Genomic DNA, 20,403 nt, shown 5'->3' with positions numbered 1-20,403 from the left:
GCCGTTCAGGAGCCTTCTGCCGCACCCTTCACCCGGACGTAGTCCGCCGGAATCGGCAAGGCGGCGCGCGATCGCTCAAGCGCCTGATCGGCCATCGTCCGGACTGGTGCGGCCAGACAAGGGATCGAGGCCAGCGCCCTCAAGCCTTTTTGCAGTCTGATGGCGACCGCAACGTCGCCGGCCCCGTAACGGGCGATCGGGCCGAACAGATCGTCGAGCAGATCGTCTTCGGAGACGCCCGGCATCATCAGGCGATCGCGCAGGGCCCGCTTCTCGTCTTCCCCGCCGTGTCGGGCCCAGATGTCCATCAGCCTCACGCCGGTCGACACCACCTGAATGGCCGTTCCGGGATCGTTGATACCAGGCGACAGAGCCTTGGCGGCGATCTCGCCCAGAACGATCAGGCCGAAACGCGGGTCTTGATCATAGGAGCGCGAGTCTCCGATCGCGAAGGCGGAGCAGAAGGCGTCCTGGGCCTCTTTGTCGCAGGCCGGCAGGCTGATCCGGGCGAGGACCTCCCCGCGTCGCACGAAGGCGCCGGGCGCGGCGACCACCTCGACCTGGCAGTCTCGTTTCTCGGCCATGGCCTGCAGGCGATCGGGATCGACGTTCTGGACATAGCCGGTTTCCGGCGCTGTCACGTCCGCCCCGTTTTCGAGGTGGCCCTCTCGCCCGCCCACAAACGGATTGTCGCGCCGCTGTTCCAGCGCCTCGCGGGCCCGGGCCTCGACCAGATCGATCATGTGACCGACCCGCGCCAGGCTAGACAGGCGGTTGATCCAGGCCAGGAGGCGAAACGCCACCAGACCCACCATGGCCAGGCTGATCAGGAACAGGATCGCCCGACCGTTCTGTCCGTAATAATGGGCGTTGATCGCGGTGACGGCGACGATGGCGTAGAGAAAGGCGCCGACGAAAGTCGCCAGCGATTTCTGGGTTTCGTCATCGCTGGTGACCAGGGCCGCGACGCGCGGACTGGCCGCCGACGACACCGACGTATAGGCCGTGACCATGGCGCCGACCGAAAAGGTCGCCACGCCCAGCAGGCTGGAAGCCAGGATCGTCAGGATTGATTCTACAGACTCTCCGCCCAGACGCTCGGCCATCTCCTGCGGCACCCAGGGGGCCAGGGCGGCGGCCAGCAAGGCTGCGGCGACGCCCGCGACGGCATAGGCCGTGGCGCGCACCCACAACTGACGCCGCATCTTGCGCCAAAAGAACAGCCATCGGTTCATGAAACCCTCCGATCATCGCAACGGCGCAGAACGGTCAAGGTTGCCGCTGGATCGTGTCGTGGAGGGCGCAGAGCGGATTTGTGACAGTCAAACCTAAGCCCCGCCACGAAAAAACCTCTTTACATGACAGTCGCGCGTCCCCATATCGCGCTCTCCGGCGGACCCCGTAGGTCCTGTCTGCGCCGCTAACGCCGGTCTGGGTTTAACAATTAGCAGGGGGTTACGTGAATTGCGCACGTATCAGCTTCCCCTGGACCTGGTCCGTGAGCGGTCCCCTGAACGTCCCGTCGCCCTCGTGCGGCCGCGTTCGGTTTCCGTAGCGGCGCGCTGGTTCCAGGATAATCTAAAGGCCGACGTCTTCTACGCTGTGAAGGCCAACCCTTCGCGCTGGGTCGTCGAAACCCTGATCGAGGCCGGCGTTCGCGGCTTCGACGTAGCGTCCATCGCCGAGATCGAGCTGGTTCGCTCGGTCAGCCATGACGTGCGCCTGGCCTTCATGCACCCGGTCAAGAGCCGCGCTGCGATCACCAAGGCCTATTTCGATCACGGCGTGCGCACCTTCTCGCTCGACTGCATCGACGAGCTGAACAAGATCCTCGACGCCACCGGCGGCGCGGACGACCTGAACCTGATCGTGCGCATGGCCGTCTCGGCCGACGGCGCCGCCTACACGCTGTCTGGCAAGTTCGGCGTCTCGTCGGATCAGGCGCCGGCCCTGCTGATGGCGACGCGCCAGGCGGTCAAGGACGGCCTGATGGGCGTTTCCTTCCACGTCGGCAGCCAGTGCATGCGCCCGACCGCCTATCAGGCCGCCATGGCCCAGGTCGGCCGGTCGATCAGCCGTGCGGGCGTGATCGTCGATATCGTCGATGTCGGCGGCGGCTTCCCGTCCGTCTATCCGGGCATGGTCCCGCCGGACATGAGCGAATACGCCGACGCCATCCATCGCGGCTTCAACGAGATGCCGGTGTCGGAAACGACCGAGCTGTGGTGCGAGCCCGGCCGCGCGCTGGTCGCCGAATCCTCGTCGATCCTGGCCCGTGTCGATCTGCGCAAGGGCGACGCCCTTTATCTGAACGACGGCTCCTACGGCTCGCTGTTCGACGCGACCCACTCGCGCTGGCCCTTCCCGACCAAGCTCGTGAGGGACGGTGAAAGCGCCGGCGAGCTGAAGGCCTTCCAGTTCTACGGCCCGACCTGCGATTCCATCGACCATATGCCGGGACCCTTCTGGCTTCCGGCCGATGTGCGCGAAGGCGACTTCATCGAGATCGGCATGCTGGGGGCCTATGGAGTGGCCATGTCGACGGGCTTCAACGGCTATGGCGAACACGACATCGCCGCAGTCGAGGACGCTCCGATGGCCTCGCTGTACGGTCTGGCCCCGCGTTCCATCCCCACCGTGCGCACCACGGCGGAAGAGAACGCCCGCAAGGTCGTGCGCCTGTCACGCCCCAAGGGTAAGGCCGGTCAGCGCAAGTCGCGCCGAAAGTAGGACGCCCGCACCTGTAACCGTCATCCTCGGGCTCGACCCGAGGATCGGCCGCTCTGCGTCTCCCCTGCGAGGAGCGCGTGGCGGAACGTCCGACCCTCGGATCAAGTCCGAGGGTGACGGCTGAAGGTTGGGCGTCTATCGGTCCTGTCGGTCGCTCCGTCCCGGCACGTCTGCTTGTTCGACGGGCGCTCAAATCACAGGGAAACCGCCGAAATGAACGCTCCCGTTCAATCCAACACCAAGGCCCAGCTGTTGCAGAATGTCGTCGAGCACGTCGACATCACCAGCTTCGACGCGCGCCCGATCATCGACTCGATGCGCAAGATGTCCTTCTCGTCGCGCGACACCGCCCGCGCTGCGGACATCTTCTCGATGACCATCGAGGACAAGGACTGCTCGCCCTGGCTGATCCTGGCCGGTTCGACTTCGGCCGGCGGCTGCATGCACGTCTATCGCGACATGGTGAAGTTCGGCATGGTCGACGCCGTGGTCGCCACCGGCGCCTCGATCGTCGACATGGATTTCTTCGAGGCCCTGGGCTTCAAACACTATCAGGCGGCCGGCGAGGTGGACGACAACGTCCTGCGCGACAACTACATCGACCGGATCTACGACACCTACATCGACGAGGAAGAGCTCCAGGCCTGCGACCACACCATCCTGGAGATCGCCAACCGCTTGGAGCCGCGCGGCTATTCCAGCCGCGAATTCATCTGGGAGATGGGCAAGTGGCTGAGCGAGGGCAATGCGAAAAAGCCCGGCTCGCTGATCCAGACCGCCTATGAAGAAGGCGTGCCGATCTTCTGCCCGGCGTTCGTCGACTCGTCCGCCGGCTTTGGTCTGGTGAAACATCAGAAGGAACGCGCCGCCGCCGGCCAGCCCTATCTGATGCTGGACGCCATCGCCGACTTCCGCGAACTGACCGACATCAAGATCGCCGCCGGCGTGACCGGCCTGTTCATGGTTGGCGGCGGCGTGCCCAAGAACTTCGCGCAGGACACGGTCGTCTGCGCCGAAATCCTCGGCGTTGAGGCCGAGATGCACCGCTATGCGGTCCAGATCACCGTCGCCGACGTCCGCGATGGCGCCTGCTCGTCCTCGACGCTGAAAGAGGCGGCCTCGTGGGGTAAGGTCCAGACCACCCACGAACAGATGGTTTTCGCCGAAGCCACCACCGTCGTCCCCCTGATCGGCTCCGACGCCTACCACCGCGGCGCTTGGAAGGCCCGCGACAAGCGCCGCTGGAACAAGTTGTTCGAGAGGGGCTGAACAAAGAAAAAGGCCGGTGGATTGCTCCGCCGGCCTTTCGTCTGTCAGTCCACCTTTGAGATCAAGCGGCGCAGGCCTCGAAGCCTTGGCGCAGTTCGGCTTCGTCCAGATCGCGGCCGATGAAGACCGCGCGGCTCCAGCGGCGTTCGGCGGCGCCCCATTCGCGTTGCAGATCGCCTTCCAGGATCATGTGCACGGCCTGGAAGACCAGGCGGCGGTTCTCGCCCTTGACGTCGATGATGCCCTTGGCGCGCAGGATGTTCTGACCCTGCTCGCCCAGCAGCCGGTCCAGCCAGGCGGTGAACTTGGCCCCGTCCAGCGGCCGATCCATCGACAGGGAGATGCCCTTGATGTCGTCCTGGTGAGCGTGACCGCGCGCGCCATGGCTGTGGCCGTGATCATGGTGGTCGTGATCGTGGTCATGATGCCCATGGTCATGACCGCAGTGCTCGTCATGCACATGGCCGTCCGCGCCATGCGGCGGGTTCACGAAGTCCGGCTTGACCTCGAGAATGCGCTCCAGGTCGAAGGCGCCCAAGCCCAGCACCTGATCGAGCGGCACGTTCGACCGTTCGGCCCGCACGATGGGCGCCAGCGGATTCAGCGCCCGCAGACGCGCCTCGACCACGTTCAGTTCGTCGGCCGTCGCCAGATCGACCTTGTTCAGGATGATCCGGTCGGCGAAGGCCACCTGCTCGCGCGCCTCCTTGGAGTCATCCAGGCGCGCCATCACATGTTTGGCGTCGACCAGGGTCGTGACGCTGTCCAGCTGGGTCTTGGCCTTGACGTCCTCGTCCACGAAGAAGGTCTGGGCCACCGGGCCTGGGTCGGCCAGACCGGTCGTCTCCACGATGATGGCGTCGAAGGCCGGCTTGCCGGGACGCTGGCGCTTCATCAGGCCGGCGACCACGCGGATCAGGTCGCCCCGCACCGTGCAGCAGACGCACCCGTTGTTCATCTCGAACACGTCCTCGTCGGCGCCGACCACCAGGTCGTTGTCGATGCCGATCTCGCCGAATTCGTTGACGATGACCGCGTAGCGCTTGCCGTGATCCTCGGTGAGGATTCGGTTCAGCAGCGTCGTCTTGCCCGCGCCGAGATAACCGGTCAGGACGGTGACGGGGATCTTGCCATTCGTGGCGGCGGTCGAGGTCGGGGCGGCGAGGGTGTCGGTCATAGGCCGGTAGATGGCGGCTGCATCGCTCGAAGGGAAGAGGGTCAGGCCTTCTTCACGAACTCGGTGCGCAGGACCAGGCCGCGCACCTTCTCCACATTGGCCTCGATCTCGTCCGGATCGCCGGTCAGGCGGATGTTCTTGACCAGCGTCCCGCGCTTCAGCGTGACCCCGCCCGATCCCTTGACCTTCAAATCCTTGATCAGGGTCACGCTGTCGCCGTCGGCCAGGAGGTTGCCGTTGGAATCTTTGGTCACATCGTCGGTCATGGCCAAGCTTCTAGCGACTGGTTCGGCGAATATCCACACTCAACCTATGGGAATTCACGCATCGTCTCCTCCCCGCTTTGCGGGGAGGGGGACCGCGAAGCGGTGGAGGGGCTCTTTGAGGTCCCACTAAGGCTTGCGATGCGGACACAGCCCCTCCGTCACGGCGCAAGAGCGCCGCGCCACCTCCCCATAAAATGGGGAGGAGACGGTTCAGTCCGGCACGTTTGCGTCCAGCTCGTCCAGCCACACCCGCGCGTTCCCATCTGACGGCGCACGCCAGTCGCCGCGCGGCGACAGCGATCCGCCGGTGACCACCTTTGGTCCGTTCGGCAGGGCCGAGCGCTTGAACTGGGCGGTCTGGAAGAAGCGGATCAGGAACTTCCTCAGCCAGCCCTTGATCGTCGCCAGATCGTATTCGACCTTCTCGTCGTCCGGCGTATTCGCTGGCCAATGCCCTGCGCCCGCATCGCCCCAGGCCTGGTGCGCCAGGAAGGCGACCTTGGACGGCGCCATCCCGAACCGGCTGATGTAGAACAGGAAGAAGTCGTTCAGCGCATAGGGACCGACGGTGCCTTCCGTCGACTGGATCACCCCATCCTTGGCCGGCACCAGTTCTGGCGAAATCTCGGTGTCCAGAATGGCGTGCAGCGTGTCGCGCGCGCCCGCGCCGATCAGGTCGCCCGCCGCCACCCAGCGGATCAGGTGACGGATCAACGTCTTCGCCACCCCGCCGTTGACGTTGTAATGGCTCATATGGTCGCCGACGCCATAGGTGGCCCAACCCAGCGCCAGTTCCGACAGGTCCCCGGTCCCCAGCACGAAGGCCCTGTGCTGGTTCGCCAGCCGGAACAGATAGTCGGTCCGGAGGCCCGCCTGCACGTTCTCGAAGGTGATGTCGTGCACCGGCTGACCCTCGGCGTAGGGATGGCCGATGTCCTTGAACATCTGTTCGGCGGCGGGGCGGATGTCGATCTCTGCGCCCGTGACGCCCAACGCGGTCATCAGGGCCCAGGCATTGGACTTGGTCCCGTCCGAGGTGGCGAACCCCGGCATGGTGAAGCCCAGGATATTGGTCCGCGGCAGATCCAGCCGGTCGAAGGCGCGGCACGCGACCAGCAGGGCCTGGGTCGAATCCAGCCCGCCGGACACGCCGACCACCAGCGACTTGGCGCCCGTCGCCGTCATCCGGCGCATCAGCCCCTGGACCTGGATGTTGAACGCCTCATAGCAGTCCTGATCCAGCCGCCCGGCGTCGTCCGGCACGAAGGGGAACCGGTCCAGCGGCCGGATCAGCTCGCTGGCCTCATGATCCTCGCGCGCCATGAAGGGCACGACCGTCGCCGGCTCGCCTTCGTTTCTCGCACACTCGGCGAAGGTGCCGTTACGCAACCGGTCCAGTCCGATCCGGTCCACGTCCACATCGGCGATCGTCAGGTGGCTCTCCAGGGCGAACCGCTCGCCCTCGGCCAGTTTCGACCCCAGTTCATGGATCGTCGCCTGGCCGTCCCAGGCCAGGTCGGTGGTGCTCTCGCCCCAGCCCGAGGCGGCGAAGACATAGGCCGACAGCGTCCGGGCCGAATGGCTGGCGCTCAGCATCGCCCGCTCGTCCGCCTTGCCGATGACGATGTTGGACGCCGACAGGTTCAGCAGGATCCGCGCGCCCGCCAATGCGGCCCTCGTCGAGGGCGGCAGCGGCGCCCAATAGTCCTCACAGATCTCGACCGAAAAGACGAAGCCCGGCCGATTGACCGCTTCGAAGAGCAGACCCGGCGCGAAGTCCACCGTCTCGCCGTTCAGCCGGAGCACGTCTTCCGCGCGCGCCGTCGCCGGCGCAAACCAGCGTTTCTCGTAATATTCCCGGTAGTTGGGCAGATAGGTCTTGGGCAGGACGCCCAGCACCTCGCCCGCACCGATCACCACCGCGCAATTATACAGGGCGTCGCCGTTGCGGATCGGTGCCCCGACCACCGCCACGACATCCGCCTCGGCCGTCGCTGCGGCCACTACGGCGATCTGTCGCTCAACCTCATCCAGCAGCGCCGCCTGCATATGCAGATCGTCGATCGCATAGGCCGACAGCGACAGCTCGGGGAACACCATCAGGTCCACGCCCTGCCCCCCCGCCTGACGGATCAGCGCGACGTGCTCTTGGCCGTTCGCCCTGGGGTCGCCCACATGGCTGACCGGCGTCGCCGCCGCCACGCGCACAAAGCCGTGGGTCTTGGGAGAATGGAACAGAGCATCAGCCATCGGATCGTCCGCATCACCCGGCCCGCGCCGGTCGTCGGCCTTCATATAGGCGCGAATGATGAAGGGACGGAAACTCTCCTTCGCGCGCCTATGCGCCCCGCTTCTCGTCCGGCCTCAGGGTCAAGACCTGCACGCCGTCCTTGGTCACCGCCACCGTATGTTCGAACTGGGCCGACAGTTTTCCGTCGGAGGTGACCACGGTCCAGCCGTCGTCCTCGGTCAGGACCGTGCGCACGCCCTGGTTCAGCATCGGTTCGATGGTGAAGGTCATGCCTTCGCGCAGGGTTACGCCGGTCCCGGCCTTGCCGAAATGCAGCACCTGCGGCGCTTCATGCATCTCGCGCCCGATGCCGTGCCCACAATAGTCGCGCACTACCGAATAGCCGGCCTGTTTGGCGTGTTTCTCGATGGCGAAACCGATGTCGCCCAGTTTCGCGCCCGGCCGCACCGCCTGAATGCCCTTCCACATCGCCTCATAGGTGGTGCGCACCAGCCGTCGGGCCTGCGGTCCCACCGAGCCGATGAGATAGGTCTTGGAGGAATCGGCGATGAAGCCGTCCTTCTCCAGCGTGATGTCCAGATTGACGATGTCGCCGCTCTTCAGGATGTCGTCCGCCGAGGGCACGCCATGGCAGACGACTTGGTTGATCGAGCTGTTCAGCACGAAGCCATAGCCGTACTGACCCTTGCTAGCCGGCCGCGCCTTCAGCTCGTCGACGATGAAGGCCTCGACCCGTCGGTCGATTTCCAGCGTGCTCAACCCCTCCAGCGTCATCGCATTCAGATGGGTGAAGACCGAGGCCAGCAGTCGCCCCGCTTCGGCCATCAGCGCAATCTCGGCCGGCGTCTTGATCACGCGGCGGCGCCCGTCGGCACGGAAGCATCGACGCCCGCCGCCCGCAACTCGCGCGCCACCAGTTCCTGGAACGTCACGCCGGGATGCATCTCACACAACATGCCGATCCTGATCCAGAACGCCGCCTGGGCGTTGATCGACCGATAGGACGCCTTCGCAGCGCGCCGCAGCTGCTCGTGCAGTTCGTCCTCGATATTGACGATGCCCATGATACTCTCGCTCTATATGAAACGTATGCGCAGCGCATATTCTTTGTTGATCGGCTCCACAAGCGCAAGCGCCGCTCGATGATCTTCGCCGCTGCCGTCTGCGCCGCCAGAGGCTTGCACAGGATGACGGAAGAAAATGATCGACAGCCATCCAAACTGGCGGCTCCAACCCTCGCGCTTTCAACGGTTTGCCAATTTCTCACGGCCTTCCGCCATCGTCGATTTTGCGCGGGCCTATAATCCTCGCCTTCGCACTCACGCTAACAGGGAGGTCTCGATTTCAGATCAATTAGACGAATTAGACGGTGTTTTTGTCGCCGACCGTCTGAAACGTCGGGGACGACCTTCGCGAATGCGGATGACGTTGGCCTTCGCCCCCGCTAAAGCCACTGCATGAACGATACGCCGAAAAAGGGCTGGTTCCAGCGCCTGTCCGCTGGGCTCTCGCGCTCCTCCAAACAGATGACCGATCAGGTCGTCGCCACCTTCGTCAAGGAGCCTCTGTCCGAGGCGTCGCTGGAGCAGCTGGAAGAGCATCTTCTGGAGAGCGATCTCGGCCCTGCCGCCTCGGCCCGGATCGTCGAACGCTTTCGCGGCCTAAAGTTCGGCAAGGACGCGCCCGAGCGCGAGGTCAAGGAGGCCCTGGCCGAGGCGGTCGCCGCCGAACTGTCGCCGCGCCAGGCGACCTTCGACCCCCTGTCCGGCCCCAAACCCTATGTCGTCCTGTTCGTGGGGGTGAACGGGTCGGGCAAGACCACGACCCTGGGCAAGATCGCCGCCGACCTGACGGGCAAGGGCGCCAAGGTGATGATCGTCGCCGGCGACACCTTCCGCGCCGCCGCGCGCGAACAGCTGAAGGTCTGGGCCGAGCGCGCCGGCGCCGACTTCGAGAGCCGTCGCGACGGCGCCGATGCCGCGGGCCTGGCCTTCGACGCCTATACCAAGGCGCGGGCCGAAGGCTACGACGTCGTCCTGATCGACACCGCCGGCCGGCTTCAGAACAAGTCCGCCCTGATGGACGAACTGCTCAAGATCGTCCGCGTGCTGAAGAAGGTCGATGCCGAGGCGCCGCACGACACCCTGCTGGTGCTGGACGCCACCGTCGGCCGCAACGCCCTGGCTCAGGAACAGATCTTCGGCCGCACCGCCTTCGTGACCGGCGTGGTCATGACCAAGCTGGACGGCACGGCGCGCGGCGGCGTGCTGGTGCCGGTGGCCCAGGCGTCCGACGCCCCCCTAATGCTGATCGGCGTCGGCGAAGGGGTCGAGGACCTGCAACCGTTCGACGCCCGCGCCTTCTCCCGCTCGCTGGTGGGACTGGAAGACTGACATGACCGAGACGCCGAAAAAGGCTTCCAACATCCGCCAGGCCGTCGATTTCGGCGCGCTCGTGGCCTTCATGGTCGCCTATGCGATCAACCGGTTCGCGCGCGGTCTGGACGGGCAGGAAGCCCTGGTTCAGGCGACGTGGGTCCTGGTCGGCGCCTCGCTGATCGCCCTGATCGTCGGCTATGTGGTCGAGCGTCGTCTGGCGCCCCTGCCGCTGCTGACCGGCGGCTTCGCCTTGATCTTCGGCGTGCTGACCATCGTCTTCCACGATCCGAACCTGTTGAAGATCAAGCTGTCGATCCAGAACGGCCTGCTGGCGGTCGTGCTGCTGGGGTCGCTGCCGCTGAACCGCTATCCGTTCAAATATCTGCTGGGCGAGGCGATCCGCATCACCGACGCAGGCTGGCGCGGGTTGACCCTGCGTTACGGCCTGTATTTCGCGGCCGTCTGCATCGTCAACGAGATCGTCTGGCGCACCCAGTCGGATGATGCGTGGGTCGCCTTCCGCGGCGGCCTGTGGATCGCCTCGGCCGTGTTCGGCGTCTGGCAGGTCTTCTTCATCATGAAGCACCTGATCAAGGACGACGAGCCGACGCCCGTCTCGCCCGACACGGGGCTCTAGGCCGCAAGCGGAACTGTCACGGAACCGACGCGCTTTCCCCGTCAAATCGTAAAGCAGAGCTGATACGTGTTCGGACGAAACTTCAGGGGAGCGGCGCGATGGTGAAGGCGGGAAAAGCGGCAAGGAAGGTCGGGCCCCTGGCCACCTCGCCCAGCCACCTGATGCACCGCGCACTGCAGCTGGCGCTCGACATCTATGCCGAGGAGACCGGCGCCGACGGCCTGACCCAGCGCCAGTTCGCGGTGCTGGAGGCGGTGTCGCTCAAGGCCGGCCTGACCCAGACCGAACTGGTACGCATGACCGGCATCGACCGCTCGACCCTGGCCGATCTGGTCACGCGCATGACCAGCAAGGGCCTTCTGGAGCGGGAACGCTCGACCCTGGACGCGCGCGCCAAGGCGGTGCGTTTGTCGGCTGAGGGCGCCGCCCGTCTGGAAGCCGCGCGGCCGCTGGTCGAGGCCGCCGACAAGCGGATCATGGCCCTGCTGCCCAAGGGGCAGCGCGAGACCTTCCTCAATCAACTGGCCGATCTGGCCGCCGCCGCCGACGCCGCTCCCGACGCCGCCAAGGCCGAGGCCAAGGCCGCCAAGAAGGCGCTGAAGGCGGTCGAGAAGGAAGCGCGCAAGGCCGAAAAAGCCGCCAAGAAGGCTGACCGTCCGGCCAAGCCCGCAAAGATCAAGAAGCCAAAGTTGAAGCTGGTGGAGCCGGCCTAGCGCGTCTTGCGCAGCCGTTTGGCATTGGCGGTCGCCGTCTTGTGGATCGGGGCCAGAGCCTCGGTCTGGGCCTTCAGAAGTTCGCCGTTCAGGGTCATGGCCTGGGCCGCCGCCCGACTCCACCAGCCCATGGCATAGCTGAACTGGGCCTCGGCCGCTTTGGCCGGGGTGCGGGCCTGGGTGACGGCCGCCGCCGCTCGCAGGGCATGGGCGCCCTCGTCCATCGCCACACGCCCAAGCCGCTGACCGATGGCCCCGGCGCTGGCGGCCAAGGCGTCGGCGGAGGCGGACACCGCCTCGGTCTTCTCGGAGCTCATCAGTGACAGCTCCTTGAAGTCCTGCCCCTTGGCGCTGGTCAGGCCCTGCGCCATCAGCCCGGTCCGGGCCGCGATCACCTCGGCCGAGGCGGCCAGGATCTCGGCGCCGACGACGGCTGCGCTGGCGGCTGTGGGGGTTTTGCGGGTCAGTGAGGACCTCCAGGTTGGGTCTCTGCGGCGAAGGCCGCGATGTCGCTCAACAGGGCGGGGATCGCCGCGTCGATGATCTGCTGGCCCTTCTCGGGGCTGGCCTGGGCCGGGTCCGACCCGATCCGGCCGTCGGGGAAACGGGCGCGATAGTCCAGGGCGTCGCGGATCGGCCCGTTCGGCGCGATCTGCGGGCTGTAGTCGGCAGTCTTGATCCGCTCGGGATAAGCGGCCTGCGTCACCGCGATCTCGGACGGGGTGGCGTGCATGCCGTGGCCGGTCGGGAACAGGCGGTTGCACAGGCCATTGACGCCGGGCAGGTCCCACCAGTTCTTCAGCTTCAGGATGAACGGCGGCCTGTCCTCGACGAAGCTCCACTCGGCGTAGATTTCCGAGATCGTCGCCTCGATGGTCGCGACGTTGCCGCCGTGGCCGTTCAGGAGGTAGATCCGCTCGAACCCGTGACGGCTCAGGGACGAGACCCAGTCCGTGATCGCGGCCATGAAGGTCGAAGGGCGCAGGCTGATGGTGCCGGCGAAGGCCAGGTGATGTTGGGCCATGCCGATGTTGAAGGTCGGGGCCACGATCAGGTTGGCGTCGGTCTTTTCGGCCGCCTGGGCGATGATCTCAGGGCACAGCCAGTCGGTGCCCAGAAGCCCTGTCGGTCCGTGCTGCTCGTTGGAGCCTATGGGCACGACCACCGTCCTGGACAGCGGACCGCCGTCGTTCAATCGCGCATCGATTTCGGGCCAGGAGGACAGGTGGATCAGCATGAAGGCGGTCTCAAGCGACAGGATGGAACGACTGTAGCGCGCCAGGCTCAGGAAGTCTTGGCGGCCGTGGCGGGCGGATGGGCGGCCATGAAGATGCGCGCGGCCTCTCTGGCGCGGCCTGCGCGTTTGTCGGCCTCCAGCTGCGGCACGTCCAGCATGGCGCGCAGATGGCCGTGGCCCAGCACAAGGCCGGCGAACATCTCGGCCGCCTCTTCCGGATCGGCGACGCTCATCCGGCCCAGCCGCGTCTGTTCCGCCAGCCAGGCGCCCAGTTCACGCAGGCTGCGACGCGGACCGGCCTCATAGATGGCGTGGGCGATGTCAGGCGCCTCGACCGAGACCAGGGCGACCCCGCGCATCGAGCCGACCTTGTCGCCGCTGCACACCCGGTTCAACAAGGTCAGGGCCAAGTTCTCCAGCACCGTCTGCGGATCACCGGCGCCGCGCAGGGGGGCGACGATGTCCTCGACCCGCTTGGACGCCAGGGCCTGGGCGATCTCCAGCTTGGAGGCGAAGCGGTTGTAGACCGTCTGTTTGGAGACGCCGGCCAGTTTGGCGATCTCGTCCATCTTGGCCTGAAGCCCCTTGTCGGCGAACAGGGTCGCGGCGGCGTCCAGGATCGCCTCGCTCTTTCGTTCATCGACCTGCCCGAGACGGCGCGCCATCAGTGGACGTCCGAAGGCGGGGCGCCGGCCTGGGCCTTCACCGGCTGGGCGGCCAGGGTGACGAAGGCCGCGCCCGCGCACAGGATGGCCAGCAGGGCGAAGGCGTCGCCGAACGCCATCGTCGTCGCCTGTTTCTGCAACATCCCATAGATGGCCTTCATCGCCGAGGCGGCCGGATCGATGGAGCCGGCGAACCGCTGGGTCATGCCGGCCATCATGTTGCGCATCGCCTGGTCGCCCTGACCGATGGCGCTGGTCAGTTCGCTCATGTGCAGGGCGGTGTTGGACGTCAGGCTGGTGTTCAGGATCGCCAGGCCGAAGGCGCCGCCGACGTTGCGCGACAGGTTGACCAGCCCCGAGGCGTTCTTGACCATGTGCGGCGGCAGGGTCGCCATCGTCACCTGCTGGGACGCGATCATGGCCAGCATAACGCCGACGCCGCGGAAGGCCTGGACCGAGGCGAAGTTCCAGAAGCCCCAGTCATCGGTGACGACGCGCGCCTCCCACATCCCCCAGGCGCACAGCATGAAGCCGCCGAACATCAGCACCCGCGCATCCAGCTTGCGCACCAGTCGTCCAGCAAAGGGGCCGGTGGCGAACATGGCCAGGCCGGACACGACCATGGTGGTGCCGACCTCTGACGACGAATAGCCGAGCACGCGGCCCAGGAAGAGCGGCAGCAGGAAGGTGCCGCCGAACAGGGCGAACCCGACGATGAAGGTCATGATGAAACCGACCAGGAAGTTGCGATTGCCGAAGGCGCGCAACTCCACGATCGGCTGGCGATAGGTCAGCGACCGCCAGATGAAGATCGGTCCGGCGACCGCCGCCACGATGGTCAACAGCAGGATGTGGGTGTCGTCGAACCAGTCGTTCTTGGCGCCCTCTTCCAGCACGAACTGCATCGACATCAGAAAGGCCGCCATCAGGCCTAGGCCCCACCAGTCGAAGCCCTTGGCCAGCGACGGATCGCCCTTGTCGAAGTTGCCGTAGCGCCCGACCAGAAACAGCACCAGCAGACCCGGCCCGACGTTGATGAAGAACAGCCATCGCCAGCTCAGCCACTCCGTCAGGTGCCCGCCCAGAGTCGGCCCGACGGTCGGCGCCAGGGTGACGATCAGGCCCATGACCACGCTGGCGGTGACGCGCTTGTCGGGTGGGAAGGCGGTGAAGGCGACGGCGAAGACGGTCGGGATCATGGCCCCGCCCACGAAGCCTTGGATGGCCCTAAACAGGATCATCATGTCGATCGACGACGACAGACCTGTGGCGATGCTCATCAGCACGAAGCCAGCGCACGAGACCAGAAACAGCCGCTGCGTCCCCCACAGCCGCGACAGGAAGCCCGACAGAGGGATCATCACCACCTCGGGGATCAGATAGGCGGTCTGGATCCAGCTGATCTCGTCGGCCGAGGCGCCGACCCCCGCCTGAATCTGGGGCAGGGAGGCCGCGACGATCTGGATGTCCAGAATGGCCATGAACTGGCCCACCACCATACCGGCGAAGCCCAGCAGCAGCATGGTCCAGTTGATCTCGGGATGGCCTGCGACGGGGCCCTTTTGAGCGACGGGGGCCCCGCCATCTGCGGCGGGGTTGGCGGCGGTCACTGGCCTGCGGCTCCGGTCGTCGTGGCGGCTTCGGCGAAGCTCTGGCCGCCCTGGCTCTTCAGGTCGATCTTGACGTCCACCGACAGGCCGGGACGCAGGGCCAGGCTGCGGTCTGCCCCGCTGACGACGATGCGGACGGGCACGCGCTGGGTGATCTTGGTGAAGTTGCCCGTGGCGTTCTCGACCGGGATCAGGGCGAACTCGGACCCGGTGGCGGGGGCGAAGCTGTCCACGCGGCCCTCGATTTTGCGGCCGGGGAAGGCGTCGGCGGAAATCTCGACGGTCTGGCCCAGGCGCACCTTGTCCAGCTGCGTCTCCTTGAAGTTGGCGACGATGTAGGTGTTGGTCAGGGGCACGACCGACAGCAGTTGCGTGCCGGCGTTGACGTATTGGCCGGGCCGCACGCTGCGGGCGCCGACGACGCCGGCGACCGGGGCGCGGATGACGGTGCGCTCCAGCGCGATGCGGGCCTGTTCGACCACGGCGCGGGCCTGTTCGACGGCGGCGACGCTCTGCTGACGGGTCGAGCCCAACACGCCGGCGGTGCGTTGTTCGGCGACCAGGGCAGCCTGGGCCTGCTGGACGCTGGCGGCGGCGGTGGCGGCCGAGGCGCGCTCGGTCTGGATGCGCTGTTGCGAGACCCAGCCCTGTTCGGCCAGTTTGCCGTAACGATCGACCTCGGCGCGGGCCAGGCCGGCCTGGGCGTTGGCCTGGGCGACCGAGGCGGCGCGGGCCGCGATGGTCGCCTGTTCCTGCTCGGCCTGGGCGTCCACATGGCCGACGGCGGCGATGGCGGCGGCCAAATTGGCCTCGGCCTGTGCCAGTTGGGCCTTCTGGTCGGAATCGTCCAGCTTGACCAGGATCTGGCCTGCCGCGACCCGCTGGTTGTCACCCACTAGAACCTCGGTGACCCGGCCGGACAGTTGCGGGCTGACCAGGGTTGTGTCCGCTTGGACGAAGGCGTTGTCGGTGCTCTCCCAACGCTGGCCGTTCACCCACCAGATGACGCCGCCCACGATCAGGGCCAAGCCGACAAGGGCGGCCGCGAACAGCGGCAGGCGTTTCTTGAGTTCAGGCGACATGGAATATCCGGGGGGAGGTGCGGCGTTTTGAAGCGGCGCTAAAATGGACCCCGCCGTCCAAAAATCAATAGGCGATCGGGACGGCGCCGATCACGACCAGTTTTCGTGTATGTCCTGACGCCATGAACGCCCGCATCTCCGCCTCCCAGCCGCTGCCGTCACAGGTCGATGTCGTGGTGATCGGCGCAGGCGCCGCCGGCATCGCCGCCGCGCGTCGTCTGATGCGACCCGGCCTGTCGGTTCTGATGCTGGAGGCCCGCGACCGGATCGGCGGGCGCGCCTGGACGGTTCGGGCCGAGGGCGAAGGGTTGGATATGGGCTGCGGCTGGCTGCATTCGGCCGATGACAATGTGCTGGCCGGACGGGTTGAGGCCGAGGGGCTGACGCTGGACCAGACGCCGCCGCCCTGGCGCACCCAGGCCTTCGATCACGAGATGACCCGCGCGGATCAGGCCGAGTTCGGCGAGGCCTTCGCCGCCTTCGACCAGCGGGTGACCGAGGCGGCGTCGCTCGTCCGCGCGGGTGTGGGGGAGGATCGCCCGGCGTCGGACTTCTTCGATCCCGACTGTCGCTGGAACCCTCGCATGGACGCCATCTCCGGCGCCCTGAACGGCGCGCGGTTCGCCGAGGTGTCCAGCCTGGATTACGACGCCTATGGCGACACGGGCGTGAACTGGCGGGTGCGGGAAGGCTATGGCCGCCTGATCGCCCGGCTGGGCGAGGCTGTGTCGCCCATCACGATCACGGACTGCGCCGTCAACCGCATCGACCGTTCCGGACCAGTGTTGCGGCTGGAGACCAATCGCGGCGAGCTGACCGCGCGGATCGTCATCCTGACCGTGCCCAACAGCCTGATCTCCAGCGAGACGATCCGCATCGATCCGCCGGTTCCGGCCCTGCTCGAGGCGACGACGGGCGTGCCGCTGGGCCTGGCGTCCAAAGTGCATATGACCGTGCGCGGCGCCGGCGATTTCCAGCCCGATACCCAGTTGTGGACCCGCACCGATACGGCCGAGACCGGCGGCTATCACCTGCGGCCCTTCGGGCGGCCGATGATCGAGGCCTATTTCGGCGCCGACCTGGCCTGGGGGCTGGAGGCGCAGGGGCCGGCCGCCCTGTTCGACTTCGCCGTGTCCGAACTGGTCGCGGCTCTGGGATCGGACATGCGCCGGCGGCTGGAGGCGGTCGCGGTCAGCGGCTGGGGCGTCGATCACTGGTCGCGCGGCGCCTATTCCCACGCCTTGCCGGGCCATGCGGCGGATCGAGCCAAGCTGCGCACGTCGGTCGAGGACCGAATCTTCCTGGCGGGAGAAGCCACGGCGCCGGTCTATTACGGCACGGCCCACGGCGCCTGGATGGAGGGCGAGCGCGCCGCCGACGCCGCCCTGACCGCCCAAGCGCTCAAGGGCCTGGGTCTTGACCCGCGCCGCCCCGAGGATGACAGCGAGGCATGAAGCCCGCCAAGGCCAGAAAGCCCGCCGCCAAGCCCGCCAAACGCCCGGCCGTGATGACCGGGGCGGCCATCCCCGTGCTGCGTTGGCCGCCCGATGAGGACCGTGTCGAGGCGATCTTCGAACGCCTGTCCGGCGTCATGCCGGAGCCCAAGACCGAGCTGGATTTCTCCAATCCTTTCACCCTCGTCGTCGCCGTCGCCCTGTCGGCCCAGGCGACGGACATCTCGGTCAACAAGGCGACCGAGCGGCTGTTCAAGGTCGCGGACACGCCGGAGAAGATGCTGGCCTTGGGCGAGGAGGGGCTGATCCCCTACATCGCCTCCATCGGCCTTTATCGCGGCAAGGCGCGGAACGTCATCGCGCTGAGCCGCATCGTGCTGGAGCAGCATGGCGGCGAGGTCCCACTCAACCGCGCCGATCTTCAGGCCCTGCCCGGCGTGGGTCGCAAGACGGCCTCGGTGGTGCTGAACGAGCTGGGGATCGAGGCGGCCATCGCCGTGGACACCCACGTCTTTCGCGTCTCGCACCGGCTGGGCTTGGCCAATGCCGGGACGCCGGACAAGGTCGAGGCCCAGCTGTTCAAGGTCGTGCCGGAGGACTGGCTGCCCAAGGCGCACCACTGGCTGATCCTGCACGGCCGCTACACCTGCACGGCGCGCAAACCCAAATGCCTGTCCTGCATCATCGCCGACCTGTGCCCGTCGCGGGCGGGCCTGATGGCGCTGGGCGAGGCGGCGGGCTAGATCCCCGGAGCGGCGTCGGGGCCGTGGGTCAGCTTCTCGGCTAAGGCCTTCAGGACGCGAAGTGCGGCAGCCATATCCTCGTCCGAAACGCCTTCAAACATTCGTTCGCGCATGGCCGCGGCATGGATCTCGAACGCCTCGATTTCGGCGCGCCCGGCTGGCTCCATCTGGATCAGCCATGACCGGCCATCTCCAATCATCCGACGCCGGCTGACCATGCCGTCTTTCTCGAGTCTTTGCACCAGACGGGTGAGCGACGCGCCGGACAGTTCCATCCTGTTCGCCAACTCGGAAAGCGTCAGGCCCTTGGGCTCGTCCGCCAGGAAATAAAGCACTACGGTCGGCGCGCCCGTGTGTCCGGACTCTCGGAACAGATCGGCGACACGTAACTTCCATCGCTTGGCCGTCACCATCAGCGTCATGGCGACGTCGAGCTGAAGGGCGCTGCGCTGATCTGACGACAGCAGGTGCGGGCGTTGCGACAAATATGACCTCATGGAACCAGCGGGCGGCGTTGCGGCTTTAAGGCGGCTAAAGCTAGACCGCAGAGGAATATTCTCCCCCAGGTTGAGCCTTTAGCGCGCTAACCATGCTGACACCTGATTTAAAGTGTTGATGTGGCATTAACGTTCATCTCAGCACGAAAGATTTTTGCATTGCGCCTTTTTGCCAAAAACAGAGATGACAAGACGCTCAACGAGCTGCGCAACATGATGGCTGCCGTCAGTCGCTCTCAAGCAGTCATCCAGTTCGATCTGGATGGCGTCATTCTGGAGGCCAATCAGAACTTCCTATCAGTGGTGGGATACGAATTGTCCGAAATCGTCGGACGTCACCACAAGATCTTCGTCGATCCGACTGAGGCGCAGACGCCGGCCTATGCGGAGTTGTGGCGAAAGCTGAACGCAGGTGAGTTCGTGGCGGACAAGTTTGTGCGCTACGGCCGAGGCGGCAAGCGCGTGGTGATTGAGGCCAGCTACAATCCGATCCTGGACAGCGACGGGCGCCCCTACAAGGTGGTCAAGTTCGCCACGGACGTAACCGCCGTCGAGGAAGAGCGCGAACGCCGGGCCGAGGCGGACCGTCAGGCCGCGCAAGTTCAGGCCGCTGTCGTCGAAGGCACGGCCAAGGGTCTGTCGGCCATGGCGGCCGGCGACCTGTCCTATCGCATCCAGGACGACTTCCCCGGCGAATACGCCGTGCTGCGCGACAACTTCAATCAGGCCATGGCGGCGCTGGACGAGGCCGTCGGCGTGATCGGCGTCAACGCCGGATCGATGCAGTCGGGCGCGCAGGAGATCAGCAGCGCCGCCGAGGATCTGTCGCGCCGCACCGAACAACAGGCCGCCAGTCTGGAAGAGACGGCCGCCGCCCTGGATCAGATCACCGCCACCGTGCGCAAAACGGCCGAAAACGCCCAGGCCGCCGACACTGTCGTGACCCAAGGCCGGACCCAGGCCGAGACCGGCGGCGTGGTCGTGCAGAAGGCTGTTGCGGCCATGGGCGAGATCGAACGTTCCTCCAACGAGATCAGCCAGATCATCGGCGTGATCGACGAGATCGCCTTCCAGACCAATCTCCTGGCGCTGAACGCCGGCGTTGAGGCCGCCCGTGCGGGCGAAGCCGGCCGTGGCTTCGCCGTCGTCGCCTCTGAAGTGCGCGCCCTGGCTCAACGGTCGGCGGAATCGGCCAAGGAGATCAAGACCCTGATCTCGGCCAGTTCCAGCCAGGTCAAGGACGGGGTGGTTCTGGTGCGTCAGTCGGGCGAGGCCCTGGCGGGCATCGCCGGCCGCATCGAGGAGATCACGACCTTGATGAGCGAAATCCGCGCCTCGACTCAGGAGCAGGCGGTGGGTCTGGCCGAGGTCAACACCGCCGTGAACCAGATGGATCAGGTCACTCAACAGAACGCGGCCATGGTCGAGCAGTCGACCGCCGCGAGCCTGAGCCTGAGCCGCGAGGCCGCCGAACTGGCCGAACTGGTCGGACGCTTCGAGACCAGCCAGGTCGCGGCGGCTCCGTCGCCGATCCACAAGGCTCCCATCCAGCAGATGAAAGCGCGGGTCGAAAGTTTCGCCCGCGCCCACGCCGCCCCTGCGCGCGCCCGCATGGCGGCCGGCGGCGGGCGGGCCGCTGTGGCCACCGTTCAGTCGGACTGGGAAGAGTTCTGAGCTCCAGGCTCGGTTGGGCG

20 protein-coding genes are annotated in these 20,403 nt (G+C 66.4%); 8 read left to right on the top strand and 12 right to left on the bottom strand.

The features are described from left to right. Positions 1–5 precede the first annotated feature (5 nt). A complete protein-coding gene (locus BLR19_RS11520; protein WP_091751102.1) occupies positions 6–1,235 on the bottom strand; it encodes a DUF2254 domain-containing protein in 1,230 nt (409 codons plus the stop codon). 229 nt (positions 1,236–1,464) lie between these two features. On the opposite strand from BLR19_RS11520, the gene BLR19_RS11515 reads away from it, so the two are divergent. Together BLR19_RS11515 and BLR19_RS11510 are read left to right on the top strand one after the other, a co-directional pair. After that, entirely contained in the window at positions 1,465–2,730 is a 1,266-nt protein-coding gene (locus BLR19_RS11515) for a type III PLP-dependent enzyme (RefSeq protein WP_091751099.1), read from the top strand. 213 nt (positions 2,731–2,943) lie between these two features. Further along, positions 2,944–3,999: a 1,9-bis(guanidino)-5-aza-nonane synthase gene (locus tag BLR19_RS11510; protein ID WP_091751096.1), complete on the top strand. Its 1,056-nt coding sequence runs from the start codon at positions 2,944–2,946 to the stop codon at positions 3,997–3,999. Positions 4,000–4,060: 61 nt separating this feature from the next. On the opposite strand, the gene BLR19_RS11505 is transcribed toward BLR19_RS11510, so the two are convergent. From BLR19_RS11505 to BLR19_RS11485, 5 genes are all read right to left on the bottom strand, one after another. Continuing rightward, positions 4,061–5,176, bottom strand: coding sequence for a CobW family GTP-binding protein (locus tag BLR19_RS11505; RefSeq protein WP_091751093.1), 1,116 nt, complete (start codon positions 5,174–5,176; stop codon positions 4,061–4,063). A gap of 41 nt (positions 5,177–5,217) precedes the next feature. Continuing rightward, positions 5,218–5,442, bottom strand: coding sequence for an alkylphosphonate utilization protein (locus BLR19_RS11500; protein ID WP_039245979.1), 225 nt, complete (start codon positions 5,440–5,442; stop codon positions 5,218–5,220). A 210-nt stretch (positions 5,443–5,652) separates the two neighbouring features. Continuing rightward, positions 5,653–7,692: an NAD(+) synthase gene (locus tag BLR19_RS11495; RefSeq protein ID WP_091751364.1), complete on the bottom strand. Its 2,040-nt coding sequence runs from the start codon at positions 7,690–7,692 to the stop codon at positions 5,653–5,655. 88 nt (positions 7,693–7,780) lie between these two features. After that, entirely contained in the window at positions 7,781–8,548 is a 768-nt protein-coding gene (gene map / locus BLR19_RS11490) for a type I methionyl aminopeptidase (RefSeq protein ID WP_091751090.1), read from the bottom strand. Next, positions 8,545–8,757 carry a ParD-like family protein gene (locus tag BLR19_RS11485; protein ID WP_091751087.1) on the bottom strand — a complete coding sequence of 71 codons (213 nt, stop codon included), beginning with the start codon at positions 8,755–8,757 and terminating at the stop codon, positions 8,545–8,547. The genes map and BLR19_RS11485 overlap by 4 nt, the downstream gene beginning before the upstream one ends. A 393-nt stretch (positions 8,758–9,150) precedes the next feature. On the opposite strand from BLR19_RS11485, the gene ftsY reads away from it, so the two are divergent. The 3 genes from ftsY (at position 9,151) to BLR19_RS11470 (ending at position 11,421) form a co-directional block, all read left to right on the top strand. After that, positions 9,151–10,086, top strand: coding sequence for a signal recognition particle-docking protein FtsY (ftsY, locus tag BLR19_RS11480; RefSeq protein WP_091751084.1), 936 nt, complete (start codon positions 9,151–9,153; stop codon positions 10,084–10,086). 1 nt (position 10,087) lies between these two features. Continuing rightward, positions 10,088–10,708: an inner membrane-spanning protein YciB gene (locus BLR19_RS11475; protein WP_091751081.1), complete on the top strand. Its 621-nt coding sequence runs from the start codon at positions 10,088–10,090 to the stop codon at positions 10,706–10,708. 98 nt (positions 10,709–10,806) lie between these two features. Beyond that, positions 10,807–11,421 carry a MarR family winged helix-turn-helix transcriptional regulator gene (locus tag BLR19_RS11470; RefSeq protein WP_091751077.1) on the top strand — a complete coding sequence of 205 codons (615 nt, stop codon included), beginning with the start codon at positions 10,807–10,809 and terminating at the stop codon, positions 11,419–11,421. Here the strand turns inward: BLR19_RS11470 and BLR19_RS11465 are convergent. The 5 genes from BLR19_RS11465 to BLR19_RS11445 all read right to left on the bottom strand — a co-directional run bounded on the left by BLR19_RS11465 (position 11,418) and on the right by BLR19_RS11445 (position 16,015). Then, complete coding sequence (locus tag BLR19_RS11465; protein ID WP_255366616.1) at positions 11,418–11,792, bottom strand: phasin family protein; 375 nt, start codon at positions 11,790–11,792, stop codon at positions 11,418–11,420. The genes BLR19_RS11470 and BLR19_RS11465 overlap by 4 nt on opposite strands. A gap of 92 nt (positions 11,793–11,884) precedes the next feature. Beyond that, positions 11,885–12,658, bottom strand: a complete 774-nt coding sequence (locus BLR19_RS11460; protein ID WP_091751071.1) for a creatininase family protein — start codon at positions 12,656–12,658, stop codon at positions 11,885–11,887. Positions 12,659–12,705: 47 nt separating this feature from the next. After that, positions 12,706–13,323 (bottom strand): TetR/AcrR family transcriptional regulator, encoded by a 618-nt coding sequence (locus BLR19_RS11455; protein ID WP_091751068.1) that lies wholly within the window; start codon positions 13,321–13,323, stop codon positions 12,706–12,708. Beyond that, a complete protein-coding gene (locus BLR19_RS11450) occupies positions 13,323–14,933 on the bottom strand; it encodes a DHA2 family efflux MFS transporter permease subunit (protein ID WP_091751066.1) in 1,611 nt (536 codons plus the stop codon). Before BLR19_RS11450 ends, BLR19_RS11455 begins: the two co-directional genes overlap by 1 nt. After that, complete coding sequence (locus BLR19_RS11445; protein WP_091751064.1) at positions 14,930–16,015, bottom strand: HlyD family secretion protein; 1,086 nt, start codon at positions 16,013–16,015, stop codon at positions 14,930–14,932. The genes BLR19_RS11450 and BLR19_RS11445 overlap by 4 nt, the downstream gene beginning before the upstream one ends. Positions 16,016–16,137: 122 nt before the next feature. Between BLR19_RS11445 and BLR19_RS11440 the strand changes: the two genes are divergently transcribed. Together BLR19_RS11440 and nth are read left to right on the top strand one after the other, a co-directional pair. Further along, complete coding sequence (locus BLR19_RS11440) at positions 16,138–17,469, top strand: flavin monoamine oxidase family protein (protein ID WP_091751061.1); 1,332 nt, start codon at positions 16,138–16,140, stop codon at positions 17,467–17,469. Further along, entirely contained in the window at positions 17,466–18,212 is a 747-nt protein-coding gene (gene nth, locus BLR19_RS11435) for an endonuclease III (protein ID WP_091751058.1), read from the top strand. The genes BLR19_RS11440 and nth overlap by 4 nt, the downstream gene beginning before the upstream one ends. Here nth and BLR19_RS11430 read toward each other — a convergent pair. Next, positions 18,209–18,697: a MarR family winged helix-turn-helix transcriptional regulator gene (locus BLR19_RS11430; protein ID WP_052247700.1), complete on the bottom strand. Its 489-nt coding sequence runs from the start codon at positions 18,695–18,697 to the stop codon at positions 18,209–18,211. The two genes, nth and BLR19_RS11430, sit on opposite strands and share 4 nt — an antisense overlap. Before the next feature lie 225 nt (positions 18,698–18,922). Here BLR19_RS11430 and BLR19_RS11425 point away from each other — a divergent pair, with 225 nt between their 5' ends. Beyond that, on the top strand, positions 18,923–20,383 hold the full coding sequence (locus BLR19_RS11425; RefSeq protein ID WP_218119409.1) for a methyl-accepting chemotaxis protein: 1,461 nt from the start codon (positions 18,923–18,925) through the stop codon (positions 20,381–20,383). Positions 20,384–20,403 lie beyond the last annotated feature (20 nt).

Origin of the sequence: Brevundimonas sp. 374, assembly GCF_900102995.1 — a bacterium.
GTDB lineage: Bacteria > Pseudomonadota > Alphaproteobacteria > Caulobacterales > Caulobacteraceae > Brevundimonas > Brevundimonas vesicularis_C.
The sequence above is the reverse complement of the archived record's forward strand: the minus strand, read 5'-3'. Positions and strand labels throughout refer to the sequence as shown.

Coding starts and splice junctions, on each gene's coding strand:
- BLR19_RS11520 (WP_091751102.1), bottom strand. CDS start 1,235: ATGAACCGATGGCTGTTCTTTTGGCGCAAGATGCGGCGTCAGTTGTGG.
- BLR19_RS11510 (WP_091751096.1), top strand. CDS start 2,944: ATGAACGCTCCCGTTCAATCCAACACCAAGGCCCAGCTGTTGCAGAAT.
- BLR19_RS11505 (WP_091751093.1), bottom strand. CDS start 5,176: ATGACCGACACCCTCGCCGCCCCGACCTCGACCGCCGCCACGAATGGC.
- BLR19_RS11500 (WP_039245979.1), bottom strand. CDS start 5,442: ATGACCGACGATGTGACCAAAGATTCCAACGGCAACCTCCTGGCCGAC.
- BLR19_RS11495 (WP_091751364.1), bottom strand. CDS start 7,692: ATGGCTGATGCTCTGTTCCATTCTCCCAAGACCCACGGCTTTGTGCGC.
- BLR19_RS11485 (WP_091751087.1), bottom strand. CDS start 8,757: ATGGGCATCGTCAATATCGAGGACGAACTGCACGAGCAGCTGCGGCGC.
- ftsY (WP_091751084.1), top strand. CDS start 9,151: ATGAACGATACGCCGAAAAAGGGCTGGTTCCAGCGCCTGTCCGCTGGG.
- BLR19_RS11475 (WP_091751081.1), top strand. CDS start 10,088: ATGACCGAGACGCCGAAAAAGGCTTCCAACATCCGCCAGGCCGTCGAT.
- BLR19_RS11470 (WP_091751077.1), top strand. CDS start 10,807: ATGGTGAAGGCGGGAAAAGCGGCAAGGAAGGTCGGGCCCCTGGCCACC.
- BLR19_RS11465 (WP_255366616.1), bottom strand. CDS start 11,792: ATGGCGCAGGGCCTGACCAGCGCCAAGGGGCAGGACTTCAAGGAGCTG.
- BLR19_RS11460 (WP_091751071.1), bottom strand. CDS start 12,658: ATGCTGATCCACCTGTCCTCCTGGCCCGAAATCGATGCGCGATTGAAC.
- BLR19_RS11455 (WP_091751068.1), bottom strand. CDS start 13,323: ATGGCGCGCCGTCTCGGGCAGGTCGATGAACGAAAGAGCGAGGCGATC.
- BLR19_RS11445 (WP_091751064.1), bottom strand. CDS start 16,015: ATGTCGCCTGAACTCAAGAAACGCCTGCCGCTGTTCGCGGCCGCCCTT.
- BLR19_RS11440 (WP_091751061.1), top strand. CDS start 16,138: ATGAACGCCCGCATCTCCGCCTCCCAGCCGCTGCCGTCACAGGTCGAT.
- nth (WP_091751058.1), top strand. CDS start 17,466: ATGAAGCCCGCCAAGGCCAGAAAGCCCGCCGCCAAGCCCGCCAAACGC.
- BLR19_RS11425 (WP_218119409.1), top strand. CDS start 18,923: ATGATGGCTGCCGTCAGTCGCTCTCAAGCAGTCATCCAGTTCGATCTG.